Origin of the sequence: Rhizobium rhododendri, assembly GCF_007000325.2 — a bacterium.
GTDB lineage: Bacteria > Pseudomonadota > Alphaproteobacteria > Rhizobiales > Rhizobiaceae > Rhizobium > Rhizobium rhododendri.
This window is the reverse complement of the sequence record NZ_CP117267.1, coordinates 983,813-1,003,064: the sequence shown is the minus strand read 5'-3', so window position 1 is coordinate 1,003,064 and position 19,252 is coordinate 983,813. Positions and strand designations below refer to the sequence as shown.

The window sequence follows — 19,252 nt, the reverse complement described above, 5'->3', positions numbered from 1 at the left end:
TCTGCATATCAAAGACGATAAAGCATTTATCTATAATTGCAATACGTTTAATATCTCGTAAAAGTTGCGTCACGTTGCAGGCGGCAAAAATGCACCGTCCCTCTTGACCGCAGCGATTTCACTGTCCATGTCGAGGGGCCGGGAAGTGAAGATTGCCCGGACACCCGCCTGTTTCTCCTCAGCGCGACCTCCTAATTAGAGAATGATCATGAATGTTGTAGTGGTAGAATCGCCTGCCAAGGCCAAGACGATCAACAAATATCTGGGACCCAACTACAAGGTCCTGGCGTCTTTCGGTCACGTGCGCGATCTGCCCGCCAAGGATGGTTCGGTTTTGCCCGACCAGGACTTCGAGATGCTCTGGGAAGTCGACGCGGCCTCGGCCAAGCGCATGAAGGATATCACGGACGCCATGAAGACGGCCGATGGCCTGATCCTCGCGACCGACCCTGATCGCGAAGGTGAAGCGATCTCCTGGCATGTGCTCGACCTTCTCAACAAGAAGAAGGTGATCGGCACCAAGAAGGTGCAGCGCGTCGTCTTCAACGCCATCACCAAGAAATCCGTTCTCGACGCCATGGCCAACCCGCGCGATATCGACGGACCGCTGGTCGATGCCTATCTGGCGCGCCGGGCCCTCGACTATCTCGTCGGCTTCAACCTGTCGCCGGTGCTATGGCGCAAGCTGCCCGGCGCCCGCTCTGCCGGCCGCGTGCAGTCTGTTTCCCTGCGTCTGGTTTGCGACCGCGAATCCGAAATCGAGCGCTTTGTCTCCGAAGAATACTGGAACCTCTCGGCGCTGCTGAAGACGCCGCGCGGCGATGAATTCGAAGCCCGCCTGACGGTCGCCGACGGCAAGCGGCTGCAGGCCCGCTCGATTGCCAACGGCGAACAGGCCGGCAATCTCAAGACATTGCTCGAAGGCGCCAGCTACGTCGTCGACACCGTCGAGGCGAAGCCCGTCAAGCGCAATCCTTCGCCGCCGTTCACCACCTCGACGCTGCAGCAGGCGGCTTCTTCCAAGCTCGGCTTCTCCGCATCGCGTACCATGCAGGTCGCGCAGCGGCTGTATGAAGGTATCGACATCGGTGGCGAGACCGTGGGTCTTATTACTTATATGCGTACCGATGGCGTGCAGATGGCGCCGGAGGCGATCGATGCGGCGCGCAGCGCCATCGGCAGCCAGTTCGGCAATCGCTACCTGCCGGAAAAGGCCCGTTTCTATTCGAGCAAGGCGAAGAATGCACAGGAAGCGCACGAGGCCGTGCGTCCTACTGACTTCGAACGCATTCCCGATCACCTGCGCAGCGCCCTCGATGCCGACCAGCTTCGTCTCTACGACCTGATTTGGAAACGGGCGATTGCCAGCCAGATGGCGTCTGCCGAGATCGAGCGGACGACCGTCGAGATCCTGGCGACCAATGGTGGCGACAAAGCCGGCCTGCGGGCCGTTGGCTCCGTCATCCGCTTCGATGGCTTCATCGCCGCCTATACCGACCAGAAGGAAGACGGCGAGCAGAGCGATGATGGCGAAGAGGACGGCCGCCTGCCGGAGATCAACGCCCGCGAGAACCTCGCCAAGCAGAAGATCAACTCGACGCAGCATTTCACCGAACCGCCACCGCGCTATTCGGAAGCAACACTTATCAAGAAGATGGAAGAGCTCGGCATCGGCCGGCCTTCCACCTATGCCGCAACGCTGGCAACCTTGCGCGACCGCGACTATGTGACGATCGACAAGCGCAAGCTGGTGCCGCAGGCCAAGGGCCGGCTGGTCACCGCCTTTCTCGAAAACTTCTTCACCCGCTACGTCGAATACGACTTCACCGCCGACCTCGAGGAAAAGCTCGACCGAATCTCGGCCGGCGAACTGAACTGGAAGGACGTGTTGCGCGAATTCTGGACGGCTTTCTTCGCCCAGATCAACGACACCAAGGAACTGCGCGTCACCAACGTCCTCGATGCGCTGAACGAGGCGCTGGCGCCGCTGGTGTTTCCGACCCGCGAAGACGGCAGCGATCCGCGCATCTGCCAGGTCTGCGGCACCGGCAACCTGTCGCTGAAGCTCGGCAAGTACGGCGCCTTTGTTGGCTGCTCGAACTATCCGGACTGCAATTTCACCCGCCAGCTCTCGTCGGAAGGCGGCACGGATGCGGAATCGACCGGCCTCAGCGAGCCGAAGGCGCTCGGCAAGGATCCGGTGACCGAGGAAGAGCTGACACTGCGCTCCGGTCGCTTCGGCCCCTACATCCAGCGTGGAGAGGGCAAGGAAGCCAAGCGCTCGTCGCTGCCGAAGGGTTGGAAGCCCGAGGATATCGATTACGAGAAGGCGATGGCACTGATCGCGCTGCCGCGCGATATCGGCAAGCATCCGGAAAGCGGCAAGATGATCTCGTCCGGCCTCGGCCGCTACGGGCCATTCCTGCTGCATGACGGCTCCTACGCCAACCTCGAGACCATCGAGGACGTATTCACCGTCGGTCTCAACCGCGCCGTTACGGTGCTCGCCGACAAGCAGGCCAAGGGCCCAAGCGGTCGCGGCACGCCGGCAGCGTTGAAGGACCTTGGCGACCATCCGGACGGTGGCGGCAAGATCACCGTGCGCGACGGCAAGTATGGGCCCTATGTCAACTGGGGCAAGGTCAATGCGACGTTGCCGAAGGGCAAGGATCCGCAGAGCGTCAGTGTCGAGGAAGCGCTTGCCCTGATCGTCGAGAAGGCCGGCAAGCCTGCCAAGCCGAAGGCTGCCGCCAAGGCCAAGGCCGCACCGAAGGCGAAGGCAGCAGCGAAGACGAAGACCGCTGCCGCATCGGCAAAGACGACCAAGACCGCCGCCAAGCCGGCAGCCAAGGCCAAGGCCAAGCCAGCCGCCAAGAAGACAGTGAAGAAGGCAGCAGAGTGAGCAGAGAACCGCGCAGCAGACCGTCGCCAGTCGAACGTCGTCTCGGCAAGCCCGTGCGTGCCGCCAAGACTGGCGCTGCCAAGGGTGATGTTACGGCGCCAGCCAGGGACACGATCGTCCAGGGTGTATTGCCGCCGCGCGAAGTCATTCTGCGCTTCATTGCCGACCATCCACAGCAAGCCTCCAAACGCGAACTGGCCAAGGCCTTCGGGCTGAAGGGCGAGCAACGCGTCGAGCTGAAAAACCTGCTGCGCGACCTCGAAGAGGACGGCATGGTGCAGAAGAACCGCAAGTCGCTGATGCGACCCGGCGCCCTTCCCCCCGTGACCGTGCTCGACATCACCACCCGCGACAAGGACGGCGAGCTGATCGGCCGCCCGGCCGAATGGCCGGAAGATGCCGGCGTCGCGCCTGCCGTTGCCATCCGCCAGACGTCTTCGCCCGCCGGCCGCAACGGCAAGGGCAAGGCACCCGTGGCCGGCATGGGCGACCGGGTTTTGGCAAAGATATTTCCGGCCGGAGACCGCGGCGGACCGGCTTACACGGCACGGATCATCAAGGTTCTAGACCGCCGCCGCAGTGCTGCACTTGGCGTTTTCCGAGAGACGCCCGGTGGTGGCGGACGGCTGATGCCGGTGGAGCGGCGCGGCGAGGAAATGGTCATCGATCCCGAGGATATCGGCACCGCGAAGGATGGCGACCTGGTCGAGATCGAAGTTGCGCGTCTCGGCCGCTTTGGCCTGCCGCGCGCCAAAGTCCTGTCGGTGCTTGGCTCCGTCGGCTCGGAAAAGGCAATCTCGATGATTGCCATCCATGCCCATGGCATCCCCTACATCTTCCCGCTGCCGGTGCTGGCCGAGGCTGACGATGCCAAGCCAGCGACGATGAAAAGCCGCGAAGACTGGCGCAACGTGCCATTGATCACCATCGATCCGGCCGACGCCAAGGACCACGACGACGCCGTATATGCCGAGCTGGACCCTTCTCCCGACAATGTCGAAGGCGTCATCGTCAACGTCGCAATCGCTGACGTCTCCTGGTATGTCAGGCCGAATTCCATGCTCGACCGCGAGGCGCAGAAGCGCGGCAACTCGGTCTATTTCCCCGACCGGGTGGTGCCGATGCTGCCGGAGCGGATCTCCAACGATCTCTGCTCGCTGAAGGAAGGCGTCGACAGGCCGGCGATTGCCGTGCGCATGGTGTTTTCGCGCGAGGGCCGCAAGATTGGCCACACCTTCCACCGCATCATGATGAAGAGTGCCGCCAAGCTCTCCTACCAGCAGGCGCAGGCAGCGATCGACGGAACACCTGACGATCAGACAGGACCGCTGCTGGAACCGATCCTGAAGCCGCTCTACCATGCCTATGGCGTGATGAAACGCGGCCGCGACCGCAGGCAGCCGCTGGAACTCGACATGCCCGAGCGCAAGATCCAGCTGAAGCCGGACGGGACTGTCGACCGTGTCGTCGTGCCGCCGCGGCTGGATGCGCACAAACTGATCGAAGAGATGATGATCCAGGCGAACGTCGCTGCTGCCGAGACGCTGGAAAAGCAGCGGCAGCCGCTGGTGTTCCGCATCCATGACGGCCCGTCGCTCGCCAAGCAGGAGATCCTGAGAACGTTTCTTGCGACGCTCGACATTCCGCTCGCCAAGGGCGGCAACATGCGGGCCAACAATTTCAACGGTATCCTTGCCAAGGCAGAAGGCACGCCGCACCAGACGATGGTCAGCGAGATGGTGCTGCGCTCCCAGAGCCAGGCGATCTACAGCCCGGAAAACATCGGCCATTTCGGCCTCAACCTGATGAAGTACGCCCACTTCACCTCGCCGATCCGCCGCTACGCCGACCTTATCGTTCACCGCGCTCTGGTGGGTTCGCTCGGGTTTGGCGAAGGCGGCATCACGCCGGAGCAGGAAGCCGGTCTCGACGACATCGCAGCCGAAATCTCGACCTTCGAGCGGCGCGCCATGGCGGCCGAACGCGAGACCGTAGACCGCCTGATTGCCCATCACCTGAGCAACCGTGTCGGCGAAGAGTTTGACGGCCGCGTTGGCGGCGTCACCAAGTCGGGACTGTTCATCGGACTGCCGGAATTCGGCGCCGATGGTTTCATTCCGATCTCGACGCTCGGCAACGACTATTACATCTATGACGAGGCGCACCAGGCGCTGGTCGGCGACCGCACAGGGCTCGGCTATCGGCTTGGCGACAGCGTCAAGGTGAAGCTGGTTGAAGCGGTGCCGCTGGCGGGCGCCCTGCGCTTCGAGATGCTGAGCGAGGGCCGCGAACTGCCGCGTGGCATGCGCTCGTTCCACAAGTCTGGACGCGGCGCGACGCCGGTGCGCAAGAAGCCGGGGACAAGGCCACCGCGCGGACGTAAATAGCTGCTGGAGGGCGGCTGGAGGAGGAGTGATGACAGCAAGCGGTTCGACACCCGTCATTCGCTATGGCGGGCCTGAAAAAACCGAGCGCGCGCTCGGCCAGGCTATCCTGCGCGGCGCCTGCAGCCGTTGTCCCAACTGCGGACGTGGGAAGCTGTTCCGGGCGTTTCTGAAACCGGTGGACAGTTGCGCTGTCTGCGGCGAGGAGATGTTTCACCACCGCTCGGACGACCTGCCGCCCTATCTCGTCATCCTCGTGCTCGGCCACGTTGTCGTCGGCGGCTACATGATATCGGACACGATGCACCATCTGCCGATGTGGGCGACGCTTTCCATCTGGGCGCCGATCACGGTGCTGACGGCACTTGCCGTCATCCAGCCGATCAAGGGTGGCGTGATCGGCCTGCAATGGGCTCTGCGCATGCACGGCTTCGGCGGTCACGAAGACCGGCCGGACGAGTTCGATGAAGGCAACGGCACCGGGTAAGGCTGCAGGACGCCGCGACAAGCCGAAACGGCAGGGTTTTCCCCACGCGACCTGACATCAGCACCGGCCATGGGTTGACATGGAGGCTAATTCTTGTCTGAACATTGCCAGCATTGTCGGGCATGCTCCGGCCGCTGCGATCGACCGGACGCCCCGGAATGTGGCGCTCTGGATTAGCCGGCAAGATGCCTTTCTCAATTCTGCGACGCGGACGTTTCGTTCGCTCCATGCTAAGGATCAACCATGACTGAACCGACGAACGGCAAGGTCGGCCATGTCGAAGAAATTCACTGGCCCTCGCTTTTCGCCGCGATCTCGTCGATTTCGGCCGTTGGCATTGCCATCGGTCTCGGCCTGCCCCTTTTCAGCATCATCCTTGAAAAGCGCGGTATCTCGTCGTCGCTGATCGGCCTCAACACAGCGATGGCAGGGATCGCGGCAATGATCGCCGCGCCCATCACCACACGGCTGGCGCACCGCTTCGGCGTTGCCTCGACAATGATGTGGGCGGTATTTCTCTCGGCCGTCAGCGCTGTCGGCTTCTACTATGCGACGGCCTTCTGGATGTGGTTCCCGCTGCGGCTGGTCTTCCACGGCGCGACGACCACGCTGTTCATCCTTTCGGAATTCTGGATCAATGCCGCCTCTCCCCCGGCAAGGCGCGGCTTCGTGCTCGGGCTCTACGCCACGGTCCTGTCGTTGGGATTTGCTGCCGGACCGCTGATTTTCTCCATGGTTGGCAGCGAGGGTATTTTGCCCTTCCTGATCGGCGCGGTCGCCATTCTCGTTGCCGCCATCCCAATCTTCATTGCCCGCAACGAAAGCCCGGTGCTGGAAGAAAAGCCCGAGATGCATTTCATGCGCTATGTCTTCCTGGTGCCGACGGCTACCGCCGCGGTGTTCGTGTTTGGCGCAGTCGAGGCAGGCGGTCTGTCGCTGTTTCCGATCTATGCGACGCGCTCCGGCTTTACCGAATCGCATGCCGCCTTGCTGCTGACGATGATGGGTATAGGCAACGTCGTCTTCCAGATCCCGCTCGGCCTGCTATCGGACAAACTGACGGACAAGCGCCCGCTGCTAGTCATCATGGCCTGCATGGGCCTGGTCGGCGCGCTCGCGCTGCCATGGGTGGTGGGCAACTGGATGATAACCGCAGGCCTGCTTCTTTTCTTCGGAGGATGCGTCTCCGGCCTCTATACGGTAGGCCTCAGCCACCTCGGATCCCAGCTGACAGGGCCGGATCTTGCCGCTGCCAATGCGGCATTCGTGTTTTGTTATGCAATCGGCACGGTTGCCGGCCCACAGGCGATCGGTACAGCTATCGACGCAGCAGGCACCGATGGATTTGCCTGGGCAATTGCCGGTTTCTTCGGGCTTTATGTGTTGCTTTCCGGGGTCAGACTGTTGTTCCTGGGGAAGAGGGGTTGACTTTTCGGGCGCGATTTGTAATTTCGCGCCATAATTTGCCGTGGACCGCAACCGGCCGTCCACGGCATCATTTTTCTTAAAGGCAGGACGACCATGGCCAAGGCAACAACAATCAAGATCAAGCTTCTGTCGACGGCCGACACCGGCTTCTTCTACGTCACCACAAAGAACAGCCGCACGATGACCGACAAGATGAACAAGACGAAGTACGACCCGATTGCCAAGAAGCACGTCGAGTTCAAGGAAACCAAGATCAAGTAAGATCATTATGGTTTTCAGGTTTTAGAAGGCGCACCTGCAGGGGTTGCGCCTTTTTTAATGTCTGCCGATCGTTTGTTTAATATCTACCGATCTCCTGGGCGATATTGCACGCAAAATCGCGGCATGATAAATCATACATCACTAATATGATGTATCGAACTCCGATCGGCGGTAGCGGTTCGCGTGACCTGTCATTATAGAAAACGCCGCTCTTCCGGCGGGAAAGAGCGGCGCTCACTAGGGGTCGGACGGATGCAAAGCGGTACGAGGAACCGCAGGGCATGCATCCGACCGACCGACCCCACGAACCAGGTGATGCGGCGGACCTGAGCATCATGGGGTATTTCTGTCCGGCTGGACGATGTTCGACCTCGGCAAACTCGCTTAAAAGTCGGTTAAAATCAAGAAGTCTTCAGTGTCAAAAGAGGTCAGACTGACTCTATGGTTAAATAGGATGCGGTTGAAACTAGCTTGGGATGCGACGCTTTTTAGCTTAAACTCAAAAATACTGTAAAACGTCAGTATACCTTCAGTTACGACTCAATCTTTTTATACTGAGCAGGCGTTGCTTGCAAAATCTGTGTCCGAAGACATCAGCATGGATATGGATGTATGCCAGCATTACGACAGAAATCATCCTGCACTACTGTCGAAAACTCAATATATCTTAAGTGCTTATTGACTGAAATTGCGAACTCTCGCGACTTTGAAAATAAAATGACGCAGAATTACTTATTAATCTTCTGCGAACGAATTCCGGAAGCGATACTTTTCAGATATTAAACTTTTGTAATGGCCGCACAAAACAGCTTGGATTGACTTCCTCTCGCACCGCCGGACGCGCTGCAGTCCTAGGCGGCCGCAGCGACCACGCGGTTTCGTCCACCGTTTTTCGCCTCATAGAGGGCGCGGTCGGCTTGCTTCAGCAGTTCGTCTGGCCCATCGAGCGATGTCTCGCGGGATGAGATCCCGAAAGAAGCCGTGATGGCGATGGTCTGGCCGGTTCCACGCAGGGTGAATGGTGTACTTTCGACGGCTGAACGCAGTCGTTCCGCAATAGCGGCTGCGACCGGTGCCGATGTATCCGGCATGACGACCACGAATTCCTCACCGCCGAAACGGCAGGCGAGATCGGCGCCCCGGACGGTGGAGCGTACGCGGGCGGCAAATTCCCGCAGGACCTGATCGCCGGCATCGTGACCGTAGAGGTCATTGACGGCCTTGAAGCGGTCGATATCACTGATGAGGATCGAAAGCGGCCTGGCGCGCTGGACGGATCGCTTGAAGAGAATGGCCAGGTGGTTGTCGAGATAACGTCGGTTGTGCAGCCCGGTCAGCGCGTCGGTGACGGCAAGCTCGATGGTCTCCTGGACGCTGGCGCGCAGACGATCATTGTAGCGCTTGCGCTTGATCTGCGTCAGGCAGCGCGCCACGAGCTCGTTGGTATCCACCGGACGCACGATGTAATCGTTGACCCCGAGCTCGAGTGCCCGGACGATCATCTCGTCGGCACCCTGATCGGTGATCAGCAGGACCGGAAGAAATCGCGTCCGCTCCAGCGAGCGCAACTGCGAGCAAAGGCGCAGCGGATCATAGTCGTCGAAATTGGAGTTGACGATCACCAGCTCGAAGGAGCTTTCCGCTGCTTCGAATAAGGCTGCCTGGGCGTCGGACATGGCCACGACATTGGCAATCGGCTTCAAGGCGCGCACGATGCGCTCCTGCGAATTGGCGCGGCCGTCGACCAGCAGGACCTGCGCAATCTCCTCGCCCTTGCCCTCGCCGATCCTGCCATCCTCAAAGCCGAGCGTGCGTGCGGTCTCGGCACGCGAGCGCAGCTCGTCACTCAGGGTCTTCAGCCGCAGCAGGCTCTTGACGCGTGAAATCAGCTGGAGGTCATTGACCGGCTTTGTCAGGAAGTCGTCGGCACCGGCCTTGAGGCCGCGAACACGGTCTGCCGGCTGGTCGAGCGCCGTCACCATGACAACAGGGATATGGGCAACCTTCGGATCTGCCTTCAGCCGCTCGCAGACCTCAAAGCCATCCATGCCAGGCATCATGATATCGAGCAGAATGAGATCCACCTGGGTGGTGTCGCAGATGGCCAGCGCATCCCTGCCATTATCGGCGGTCAGCACTTCGAAATACTCGGCCAGAAGCCTTGCTTCGAGAAGCTTCACATTCGCCGGAATATCGTCAACAACCAGAATTCGCGCGGTCATATGGCCTTTTTCAACGCTCAGGCGTCGCCCAGATAGGTCTTTATTGTTTCAATGAATTTCGGCACGGAAATCGGCTTGGAGACATAAGCTTCGCAGCCGCCCTGGCGGATACGCTCCTCGTCGCCCTTCATCGCGAAAGCAGTGACGGCAATCACAGGAATGACGTGCAGCTCGTCGTCTTCCTTCAACCATTTCGTCACTTCCAGCCCAGAGACTTCCGGCAGCTGAATGTCCATCAGGATCAGGTCGGGACGGTGCTTGCGGGCGAGTTCGAGCGCCTCCATGCCGTTGCGGGTCTGGATCGTCGAGTAACCGCACGCCTCGATGAGATCGCGAAAGAGCTTCATGTTCAGCTCGTTGTCTTCGACAATCATCACTTGCTTCGGCATAATACAGTGTCCTCGCCACCGGCCTTGAATCCACTCAGCGAAAATATAAGGTCGCGCGGAAGCCGATTCGATAAATCCGTTAGGGTGACGCTAGCGGCATTTGGTTGAGAAAAAGGTAATTTGCCCCGCGAAATGCAAAGCAACTTCAAGAAGCCGAAAGGATCTGACGCAGATCCGCAGGAAATCGCTATCGCTGTACTCGGATGGCTGGCGAACGAGCCGGATATGTTCGGCCGCTTCCTGGCACTGACCGGAATGGAGGCCGCCCAGTTGCGCAATGCTGTCAACGAGCCAAGCTTTCTCGGCGGTCTCCTGGATTTCCTGATGAACCACGAGCCATCGCTTATGGCCTTCTGTGCGGCGACAGGCACTGCGCCGGAGGCGGTCATGGCGGCTTCCGCACACTTCTCAGCTCCAGGCCTCGGCTCGGGGGAATACTGATCTTGGACGAGACAACTGACATAGGACATGTGCCGCTTCGGGACAGACCTCTCGTGGTTTGCGACATCGACGAGGTTGTTCTGGAGTTTCTGACGCCGTTCACCCGCTTTTTGCGCGCCAGGGATCACGACCTTCTGGCGCGCTCCTTCCGTATTCACGGCAACGTCGTCTCGAACCAGGATGGGACGGTGCCGGACGACGAAACCGTTTCGGCCTTCCTCGAGGATTTCTTCCTGACGCAGGACCAGTGGCAGACGCCGGCCGAGCGCGTCGTCGAAACGCTCACCGGCCTTGCCGGAGATGCCGATATCGTCTTCCTGACGGCCATGCCGCCGCGCCACCAGCAAACCCGCCGCGCCGTGCTCGACAGGTTCGGGCTTCATTTCCCGATGATCGCTACCGAGCAGCCAAAGGGGCCGGTGCTCGCGCAGCTGCATGGCGACAGGCCGCAGCCGGTTGTGTTTCTGGACGACATCGAGAGAAATCTGCTCTCCGTCGGACAGGCCGTGCCGGATTGCCTGCTGGTCAACCTCATGGCCAATGCCGATTTCCGGCCGTTCCTTCCAGTGCCCTCGCCCGGGATCGTCAGCGTCGAGGACTGGTCTGCGGCGGACATGTTGATCCGGGCGCATATCGGGCTTTGAGGTCCTGGACTGCAGGCACTTATACATGCTCCACCTCTTGCGCCGATTTTCATCCTTGAGTGGCTAGACCATAATGCATAGAGTGATGATGTTCAACATTTGTTCTCATCATGACCAACTTGCCTGATACCACGCCCGGCTTCTGCCGCGATTGCCTGAGCGAACAGCCGGCGGTCGTGAAGCGTTGCCGTGCGTGCGGCAGTCCAAGGCTTGTCTACCACCGCGAACTCAACGACCTGACGCTCGCGCATATCGACTGCGACGCCTTCTACGCGTCGGTCGAAAAGCGCGACAATCCGGAGCTTGCAGACAAGCCTGTGATCATCGGCGGCGGCAAGCGCGGCGTCGTCTCGACCTGCTGCTACGTCGCCCGCATTCACGGCGTTCGTTCGGCCATGCCGATGTACAAAGCGCTCGAGGCCTGTCCCAACGCGGTCGTCATTCGCCCGGACATGGAGAAATATGTCCGGGTCGGGCGCGAGGTCAGGGCGATGATGGAGGAACTGACGCCTCTGGTGCAGCCGCTTTCCATCGATGAGGCCTTTCTCGAACTTGCCGGCACGCAGCTTCTGCACCAGGATCGCCCTGCCCGTATCCTGGCGAAGTTTGCCAGGCGGGTGCAGTCCGAGATCGGCATCACGGTGTCGGTCGGCCTGTCCTACTGCAAATTCCTCGCCAAGGTCGCCTCCGACCTCAATAAACCACGCGGCTTTTCGATCATTGGCCGACAGGAGGCAGTCGAGTTCCTGGCGCCACGTCCCGTCACCACCATCTGGGGTGTCGGCAAGGCGTTTGCCGCGACGCTGGAGGGCGACGGCATCCGCACCATCGGCCAGTTGCAGGCAATGGACGAAGGAGCCTTGATGCGCCGCTACGGCGTCATGGGGCAGCGGCTGTTCCGGCTGGCGCGCGGCATAGACGATCGCGAGGTGCATCTGAACGACCCGGCCAAGAGCGTGTCTGCGGAGACGACCTTTTTCGAAGATATCTCCCGATATGACGACCTAGTGCCTGTTCTGCGCAACCTCTCCGAAAAAGTGTCGAGACGCCTGAAGAAGGGCGACATCGCCGGCCATACCGTGGTGCTGAAGCTGAAGACGGCGGACTTCAAGAGCCGCACCCGCAACCGCAAGCTCGAAGACCCGACACAACTGGCCGACCGGATTTTCCGGACCGGGCTCAGGCTGCTGGAGGCCGAGACCGACGGCACGAAATTCCGCCTTCTCGGCATCGGGGTCGGCGACCTCTGCGACGCCGGCCGCGCCGATCCGCCAGATCTGGTGGACGAACCCGCCGCCCGCCGGGCTGCAGCCGAGGCAGCGATGGACAAGCTCAGGGCCAAGTTCGGGGATGCGTCGGTGGAAACGGGGTACACGTTTGGCGCCGGCAAGCGGGAGCGGTCTTGAAGGCCTGAACAGGTGCCCCCTTCACTGATGCTGCCAGAGCCGCCCAGCAAAACTGCGATGCATGCAATTCTCTAGCCGATCTCCTCCGGCATAAAGCCACCTGTCTGGCGTTTCCACAGACGAGCAAACAGACCGTCCTGTTCGATCAACGCATCCGGCGTGCCCTCCTCGACGATCCTTCCCTGATCGAGCACCACGATCCTGTCCATTCTTGCAATTGTCGACAGTCGATGGGCGATGGCAATCACCGTTTTCCCTTCCATCACTGCGCTCAGCCTTTCCTCGATGGCCGCCTCCGACTCGCTGTCCAGGGCGGAGGTCGCCTCGTCGAGCACCAGGATCGGCGCATCCTTCAGAATGACGCGTGCAATCGCAATCCGCTGGCGCTGGCCGCCGGAGAGCTTGATGCCGCGATCTCCGACGAAGGCATCCAATCCCTTGCGCCCCTCGCCATCGGCAAGCTCGGCAATGAAATCGTTGGCCCGTGCAGCCTGTGCTGCTGCCTCGATCTCCGCTTGATCCGCGTCGGGGCGACCGTAGCGGATATTGTCGGCAACCGAGCGGTGGAGGAGCGCTACATCCTGGGCGATGACGCCGATCCCCTTGCGCAGGCTCGCCTGGGTGACCTCCCGGATATCCTGGCCATCGATGCGGATCGTGCCGGCAGTGATATCATAAAATCGAAGCAGCAGGTTCACCAACGTCGTCTTGCCGGCGCCGGAGAGGCCGACAAGCCCGATCTTTTCGCCGGGTCTTATCGTCAGCGAGAGATCGGTGATGATGGCCCTGCCGGATGCATAGGAGAAGGCGACGCCCTCGAAGCGGATCTCCCCATGCGACACAGAGAGTTTCTTCGCACCGGGCATATCGGTAATCGTCGGCGGCGTCGTCATCACAGGCATCGCGTCCTTGATGGTGCCGAGCGCCTTGAAGATTTGCTGGCCCATCTGCAGGAAGGTGAAGGATCCCGCCGACAGACGCTGCAGGATATAGACCGTCGCCACGAAATCGCCGACGGTGACAAAGCGGTCGTAGAGCCCGACAAACCCGATCCCCAGCATCACCAGCCAGAGCAGCATATTGAAGCTGATGACGACCAGTTCGGTCGTCCGGTAGATACGCTGCTCATGATGGAGTGTACGCACCGCCTCGGACATGATCTTCCTCAGCGTGCCCGCCTCGCTGTCTTCGGCGGCAAACTGCTTGACCATCTGGATATTGCTGTAGAGGTCTGTCAGCGCACCGGAGATAAGGCTGTTCTGCTTGGCGGAGCGACGGGCACGCTCCGTGAAATCGGGGACGACCTTGATGGTGAAGGCAATGTTCAGCGCAATCCAGACGATGACGGGAAGCGCCAGTTGCCACGACAATGTCAGCAGCAGGAATACGGAGCCGACAATCTGCAACATGAAGCGCGGTGCTGTCTGGAAGGTAATCAGCATCTGTTGCTGAACGGCATAGGCAACCTGATTGAGCCGCGACGCCACCTGGCCTGCAAACAGGTCATGGAAGAAGGCAAGGTCCTGCCGCTCCACCGCCATGTGCCCCTGCCACTGGATGGCGATGGGCAGGCTGATGCCGACGGTGTGGGAATTCAGGATGTTGGTGACGTAGAAAAATATCGGCATGACCGGGAAGATCATGAGGGCAAGCAAGACCAGCAGTTCTGACCTGCTATCGACAAAGCTCGCGACGCCCTGTGTGGTGATGCCATCGACAATCACAGAGAGCCCCCAGATGATCGTAAGGTTGATCGCCTCGACCACCATCGAACACAGCGCCATGGCAATCAGCACGCCGCGGAACATCTTAATCAGGTGGAGCAGAACTGCGATGGGGCCTTTGGTGGGTAATGGCCGATAAGGGATATCGAGCGGCCGGATCAAGGTTTCGAAGGGACGATAGATCGCATTTGAAATCGACATAAGCCGCTCCGGTGATCATCGGAAAGCGAAAACTCTGGACTAATGAATGGCATACCAGCAGTTCACGGGCCCAATCTCAATGGGAAAACGAACCGGCATCCGAAAAGTGAAGGCGACCGAAGCGGTCAGCCGAGCCAAATTCGGAGACGACACACCTGCCGCAACTCTCATGGCCCCATAAAAATGGCCAGGCTTGACGGCCTGGCCATTGTTCGAAAAATATCTGCGAGAAAAGCTGTTAACCGTGCTTACACAGCCTTGGCGGTGGTCAGTGCTGCGACAAGGATGCCTGCCGTCTCAACGGAAGAGCCTGGATTCTGGCCGGTGATCAGGAGACCGTCCTTGATCGTGTAGGACGCCCAGTCATCGCCGCTGGAATAGACGCCGCCGTTCTGCTTCAACATATCCTCGACCAGGAAAGGCACGACATCCGTGAGGCCGACGCCATCTTCTTCCGAGTTCTTGAAGCCCGTGACCTTCTTGCCGCTCACCAGCGGTGTTCCGTCCGCAGCCTTCACATGGCGCAGGACACCCGGCGCGTGGCAGACGAGGGCAACCGGCTTGCCCGCCCGATAAGTGCTTTCGATCAGCGCGATCGAGGTCTTGTCTTCGGCAAGATCCCACAGGGGGCCATGGCCGCCGGGATAAAAGACGCCGTCAAAGTCTTCGTGCGAAACGGAGCCAAGCTTGACGGTGGAGGCGAGAACCGCCTGGGCCTTCTGGTCGTTATGGAAACGGCGGGTCTGCTCCGTCTGGGAGCCCTCCTCGTCGCTTTTCGGATCGAGAGGCGGCTGGCCGCCAGCCGGCGAAGCAACGGTGATCTCAGCGCCTGCCTGAAGGAAAGCATAATAGGGAGCGGCGAACTCCTCGAGCCAGAAACCGGTCTTGCGGCCAGTGTTGCCGAGTTCGTCATGCGAGGTCAGAACCATCAGAATTTTCATTTTATAGATCCCATCGAGGGTTTTGAAATCGGGCCCGGCACCACGCCACGCCCTCCTTCCGGTACCGACGAACCGCTTGCGGCGCGGCCATCGTTTCCGATGAGGTGACTATGCGCCTCGGCGAGGAATTTCGGAAATTTATTAGTTGTATTTCAGATATTCATGAAAGATGATGACTGGATGAAGTATGATCTCAATCTGCTACCGGTCTTCATCGTCATGATGGAGGAGCGCAATGTCACCCGTGCAGCCGAGCGGTTGGGCATAACCCAGCCGGCCTTGTCGAACGCCCTGAACCGACTGCGAGAGACACTGCGCGACCCGCTGTTTATCCGGGAGCGCTATGGCATGAGGCCGACGCAGATGGCAGAAGAGCTAGCCCCTGTGATCATCGATGCTCTCGCCAAGATCGACGAGGCAATCGTCGGGCAACAGGATTTCGATCCGTGGCACGCCGAGCGGCTCTTCACTATCGCACCGAACAGCTATGTCGAATTTGTCCTGATGCCCTCGATCGTTTCGAAACTACGCGAACGCGCGCCCGGCATCAGGCTGCGTCTCATACCCTTCAACAACGATGCCACGGAAGCCGGCGCGGTATCCGGTGCGACCGATATGGTGATGGGCCGGATCGTAGATCCGCCGGATAATCTGGTCGTCCAGCACCTGATGGACGACGGGCTGGCCTGCGTGGTGAGAGCCGGACATCCCGACATCCGCGACGGTATTTCACGGGAACAGTACGAGACCCTCAAGCATGTCAACGTCATCCCGCCTGGACGGCTGCGGGCCGGTCTTTTCCAGGCGCTTGGACAGAAGGGCTTGAACCGCGAGGTCGCTGTGTCCGTCACCCACTTTCTGGCCGTGCCGGAGATGATCGCCGTGACGGACTACTGCGCCACCCTGCCCGGCCTTATTTGCCGCCACCTTGCTGCGGACCCGCGATTGCGGGTCCTGCCTGCGCCCGTGGACCTCGGCACATTTCCCGTCGAAATGGCCTGGCACGTGCGCTATCGCCAAGACCCGGCTCACCGCTGGCTAAGATCCCTTATCGTCGAGGTCACGAAAGACATGGTCGGGAGCCTTGGTGGCAAATAGAGATAGGCCTGATGTGGACACACTCAATTTTCACCGAATGAAATTTCTCGCCCGTCTAGACGTCCGGAAAAGATACAACGCCGCCAACGAAAGATTTTTCGACTTCAGATTGATGATCTTTGACTGCACATATATCGCAATACGATTTTTGATACTCAGCTTCGTACATCCGAATATGGTTTCTACATAACCATTCATGATTTCGACCAGTTCGTCCTTGTAAGCCGCCATCTTTTTCTGTTGCGGCGTCTTGGAAAATGCCACGGCCGTAAAGGCATCCGAAATTATCATATGCGTAAAACGCGGCGCGATGAGGTCCCTCACATAGTTGCGCCTCTTGTCGACATCATCGGGAAACTGCGAGCAGAGCTTTTTCACATAGCGAAGCCGGCTTCGGCTCATCTTGATGCTGTACGACGTGCTCTCACTGTTGATGCACCAGACGGTGACGGCTTTATCGACAAAGTAATTCGTATACCCGCGACGGAAGATACGCAGGAAAAGGTCGTCATCTTCGTAGCCGGTAAATTGCGGATCGAAGCCGCCGACTGCCTCGAAAGCTGTGCGCTCGATCAACGACGCTGACGGCAGTACAAACATGTCGTTCGCAAGCAGGTCATTGATGAACCGCTTAGGGTGCAACGCATGCTGCTTGACCATGTCCGAGCGCACTATATTGCCCTCGCCATCCGCCTCCATCAGGTCGCCATAAACCCAACCAAAATGCGGATCGTCAAGAGGAACTGCGTCGAGGAGCGTTGCTATATGCGTTTTCAGGTAGAAGTCATCCTGATCGAGAAAGCAGATGAACCTCGAAGACGTATGTGCAACACCGTAGTTTCTTGCAGTCCCCTGGCCGCCATTCTCTTTTCTCAAGACACGAAAGCCCATGGACTGGGCTATTTCGTCAAGCAAGGCGGCTTCCTCTGGTGAAGATCCGTCATCGACGACTACAAATTCTGTCGCAGGAACGGTCTGCGCCAACACACTCTCGGCCGACCTACGAATATATTTCGAACCATTATAATAGGGTATTATAACAGCAACAGTTTCTATCCGCGACGCAGTCTCTTGGTGCGGCATTTTCATTTCGACATCACTATCAGACATAGATATTCCAAACTGGCTAACTCACTGAGGCTTAATACCGAGACACCTTCCGAATATACGGCGGTAGACGACATTTAATCTACCTTAAGGTTCATTAGTATTTACGATAAACTGTCATTCATGCAGACGTATAAGTGCATCGCATGACAGAAACATACAGCAACCTATACCGCTTTTTCGATGCAATACCAATCTCTTGAGTTGTTGCCAAGAGGTTTATTATTAAACCGTTATGAAAGTGGTATCCCCGCTCGACACAATCTTACCTTGCATTCGATGCGGTCTCAAGTCTTCCTTAAACTTCCCTTGCTATGGTCATAGTCACGAGTATTGCGTTTTTGGTGGACATCATGTTTACGCGTCTGGTTCTTGGTATCGGCTTGCTTTCGGCTACCGCAGTGACCCATCCGGCCGAGGCGGCCGATGCCCGGGTGCTTCAGATCGTCGTGTCGACGAACCGGCAGCAGTTATCGGTCTATGACGGCGACACCGTGGTCGCGACCTCGAAAGTATCGACTGGAAAATCCGGCCATTCGACGCCATCGGGCATCTTTTCGGTCCTGGAAAAGGAGGTCTACCACCGCTCAAACATCTATTCGAATTCGCCGATGCCGTTCATGCAAAGGCTGACGTGGTCGGGCATCGCGCTCCACGAATCCAGCTCTGTGCCGAACTATCCGGCCTCTCACGGCTGCGTCCGCATGCCAAAAGCCTTCGCCAAGAAGCTCTACGCAATGACGCAGCCCGGCGTGCACGTTGTCATCAATGACGCCGCCGTCGTACCCCAGCCGATCGAGCATGCGACGCTGTTTCATCCGCTGGCCCCGACGGTCAGTGGCCCGATGTTTTCCGAGCTGTCTCTGCGTCCGACGACGTCAGGCTTTCTGTTGCGCGCCGAGCCGGTGGAAGTAGCCATGAACGACACTGCCGCGCTGCCACCGCCGCCGGCACTCACTGCCCCGCGCAACGAGGCGCCGCTGAGCATCTTGATCACCCGACGGGGCTTGCGCGAAAACGTCCGCGACCTGCAGCAACTTCTATCCACGCTCGGCTTCGATGCAGGCCTTCCTGACGGCTATCTCGGCCCTGCCACCGTCCGGGCTATCCGCGATTTTCGGAGTGCCCATGGTCTCCCCGCAACAGGCGGGCTGATCGGGCCGGAACTGATGAAGGCCGTCTATGCCGCCGCCGGCAAGGGCGAACCACCGAACGGTGCCATCATGGTCCGCCAGGGCTTCAAGCCGGTGCTCGAGGCGTCGGCAACCATTGCGGAGCCACAGGAAGCTCTCGGAACGCATTTCTTTACCGCCCACGACGTGGAACGCGCCATTGGCCAGGCGCAGTGGTACGGCATGACGCTTGAGGGCGACCTGTCCAGGGATACGAAAAAGCGCTTCGGCATTACCAGCGAGAAACAATCGGAAGCCTTGGATGCCGCCGACCGGGCACTCGACCGCATCTCGATCCCCGACGACGTCAGGCAAAAGATCGAGGGCCTGCTGACAACGGGATCGTCGCTGACCATATCGGACACCGGCGTCGGCCCGGAGACCGGCGAAGGCACCGACTTCATCACTATCACGCGGCATGGCGGGCTGGCTACGAAGGGGTAAC

At 59.5% G+C, this 19,252-nt stretch carries 15 protein-coding genes; 10 read left to right on the top strand and 5 right to left on the bottom strand.

The genetic code is table 11. The features are described 5' to 3' along the window. The first annotated feature begins 208 nt into the window (after window positions 1-208). From topA to rpmG, 5 genes are all read left to right on the top strand, one after another. Window positions 209-2,902, top strand: coding sequence for a type I DNA topoisomerase (gene topA / locus PR018_RS04965; RefSeq protein ID WP_142829014.1), 2,694 nt, complete (start codon window positions 209-211; stop codon window positions 2,900-2,902). Then, on the top strand, window positions 2,899-5,289 hold the full coding sequence (gene rnr / locus PR018_RS04960) for a ribonuclease R (protein ID WP_142829016.1): 2,391 nt from the start codon (window positions 2,899-2,901) through the stop codon (window positions 5,287-5,289). Before topA ends, rnr begins: the two co-directional genes overlap by 4 nt. A gap of 28 nt (window positions 5,290-5,317) precedes the next feature. Further along, the gene (locus PR018_RS04955) at window positions 5,318-5,773 is read left to right on the top strand and encodes a DUF983 domain-containing protein (RefSeq protein ID WP_142829018.1); all 456 of its coding nucleotides are present in this window, start codon (window positions 5,318-5,320) and stop codon (window positions 5,771-5,773) included. 243 nt (window positions 5,774-6,016) lie between these two features. Further along, complete coding sequence (locus PR018_RS04950) at window positions 6,017-7,201, top strand: MFS transporter (protein WP_142829019.1); 1,185 nt, start codon at window positions 6,017-6,019, stop codon at window positions 7,199-7,201. A 93-nt stretch (window positions 7,202-7,294) separates the two neighbouring features. Next, entirely contained in the window at window positions 7,295-7,462 is a 168-nt protein-coding gene (rpmG, locus tag PR018_RS04945; protein ID WP_111220602.1) for a 50S ribosomal protein L33, read from the top strand. Window positions 7,463-8,313: 851 nt separating this feature from the next. Here rpmG and PR018_RS04940 read toward each other — a convergent pair. Both PR018_RS04940 and PR018_RS04935 read right to left on the bottom strand, forming a co-directional pair. Next, the gene (locus tag PR018_RS04940) at window positions 8,314-9,684 is read right to left on the bottom strand and encodes a PleD family two-component system response regulator (protein WP_142829021.1); all 1,371 of its coding nucleotides are present in this window, start codon (window positions 9,682-9,684) and stop codon (window positions 8,314-8,316) included. Between the two features lie 17 nt (window positions 9,685-9,701). Then, on the bottom strand, window positions 9,702-10,073 hold the full coding sequence (locus PR018_RS04935; protein ID WP_111220600.1) for a response regulator: 372 nt from the start codon (window positions 10,071-10,073) through the stop codon (window positions 9,702-9,704). A gap of 132 nt (window positions 10,074-10,205) precedes the next feature. Here PR018_RS04935 and PR018_RS04930 point away from each other — a divergent pair, with 132 nt between their 5' ends. The 3 genes from PR018_RS04930 (at window position 10,206) to PR018_RS04920 (ending at window position 12,564) form a co-directional block, all read left to right on the top strand. Next, complete coding sequence (locus PR018_RS04930; protein ID WP_142829023.1) at window positions 10,206-10,514, top strand: DUF3572 domain-containing protein; 309 nt, start codon at window positions 10,206-10,208, stop codon at window positions 10,512-10,514. Between the two features lie 2 nt (window positions 10,515-10,516). After that, window positions 10,517-11,158 (top strand): hypothetical protein, encoded by a 642-nt coding sequence (locus PR018_RS04925; RefSeq protein WP_142829025.1) that lies wholly within the window; start codon window positions 10,517-10,519, stop codon window positions 11,156-11,158. A gap of 110 nt (window positions 11,159-11,268) precedes the next feature. Beyond that, the gene (locus PR018_RS04920) at window positions 11,269-12,564 is read left to right on the top strand and encodes a DNA polymerase IV (protein ID WP_142829027.1); all 1,296 of its coding nucleotides are present in this window, start codon (window positions 11,269-11,271) and stop codon (window positions 12,562-12,564) included. A 71-nt stretch (window positions 12,565-12,635) separates the two neighbouring features. Here PR018_RS04920 and PR018_RS04915 read toward each other — a convergent pair whose 3' ends face one another. After that, window positions 12,636-14,489 carry an ABC transporter ATP-binding protein gene (locus PR018_RS04915; protein ID WP_142829029.1) on the bottom strand — a complete coding sequence of 618 codons (1,854 nt, stop codon included), beginning with the start codon at window positions 14,487-14,489 and terminating at the stop codon, window positions 12,636-12,638. Between the two features lie 248 nt (window positions 14,490-14,737). Next, the gene (locus PR018_RS04910; protein ID WP_142829031.1) at window positions 14,738-15,430 is read right to left on the bottom strand and encodes a type 1 glutamine amidotransferase domain-containing protein; all 693 of its coding nucleotides are present in this window, start codon (window positions 15,428-15,430) and stop codon (window positions 14,738-14,740) included. A gap of 180 nt (window positions 15,431-15,610) precedes the next feature. Between PR018_RS04910 and PR018_RS04905 the strand changes: the two genes are divergently transcribed. Next, window positions 15,611-16,528, top strand: a complete 918-nt coding sequence (locus tag PR018_RS04905; RefSeq protein ID WP_142829066.1) for a LysR family transcriptional regulator — start codon at window positions 15,611-15,613, stop codon at window positions 16,526-16,528. A gap of 30 nt (window positions 16,529-16,558) precedes the next feature. Here the strand turns inward: PR018_RS04905 and PR018_RS04900 are convergent, their stop codons facing one another. Continuing rightward, window positions 16,559-17,638, bottom strand: a complete 1,080-nt coding sequence (locus tag PR018_RS04900) for a glycosyltransferase family 2 protein (protein ID WP_202617108.1) — start codon at window positions 17,636-17,638, stop codon at window positions 16,559-16,561. 350 nt (window positions 17,639-17,988) lie between these two features. On the opposite strand from PR018_RS04900, the gene PR018_RS04895 reads away from it, so the two are divergent. Continuing rightward, a complete protein-coding gene (locus tag PR018_RS04895; protein WP_142829033.1) occupies window positions 17,989-19,251 on the top strand; it encodes a L,D-transpeptidase family protein in 1,263 nt (420 codons plus the stop codon). Window position 19,252 lies beyond the last annotated feature (1 nt).

Coding starts and splice junctions, on each gene's coding strand:
- topA (WP_142829014.1), top strand. CDS start 209: ATGAATGTTGTAGTGGTAGAATCGCCTGCCAAGGCCAAGACGATCAAC.
- PR018_RS04955 (WP_142829018.1), top strand. CDS start 5,318: ATGACAGCAAGCGGTTCGACACCCGTCATTCGCTATGGCGGGCCTGAA.
- PR018_RS04950 (WP_142829019.1), top strand. CDS start 6,017: ATGACTGAACCGACGAACGGCAAGGTCGGCCATGTCGAAGAAATTCAC.
- rpmG (WP_111220602.1), top strand. CDS start 7,295: ATGGCCAAGGCAACAACAATCAAGATCAAGCTTCTGTCGACGGCCGAC.
- PR018_RS04940 (WP_142829021.1), bottom strand. CDS start 9,684: ATGACCGCGCGAATTCTGGTTGTTGACGATATTCCGGCGAATGTGAAG.
- PR018_RS04935 (WP_111220600.1), bottom strand. CDS start 10,073: ATGCCGAAGCAAGTGATGATTGTCGAAGACAACGAGCTGAACATGAAG.
- PR018_RS04930 (WP_142829023.1), top strand. CDS start 10,206: ATGCAAAGCAACTTCAAGAAGCCGAAAGGATCTGACGCAGATCCGCAG.
- PR018_RS04920 (WP_142829027.1), top strand. CDS start 11,269: ATGACCAACTTGCCTGATACCACGCCCGGCTTCTGCCGCGATTGCCTG.
- PR018_RS04915 (WP_142829029.1), bottom strand. CDS start 14,489: ATGTCGATTTCAAATGCGATCTATCGTCCCTTCGAAACCTTGATCCGG.
- PR018_RS04910 (WP_142829031.1), bottom strand. CDS start 15,430: ATGAAAATTCTGATGGTTCTGACCTCGCATGACGAACTCGGCAACACT.
- PR018_RS04905 (WP_142829066.1), top strand. CDS start 15,611: ATGAAGTATGATCTCAATCTGCTACCGGTCTTCATCGTCATGATGGAG.
- PR018_RS04900 (WP_202617108.1), bottom strand. CDS start 17,638: ATGTCTGATAGTGATGTCGAAATGAAAATGCCGCACCAAGAGACTGCG.
- PR018_RS04895 (WP_142829033.1), top strand. CDS start 17,989: ATGTTTACGCGTCTGGTTCTTGGTATCGGCTTGCTTTCGGCTACCGCA.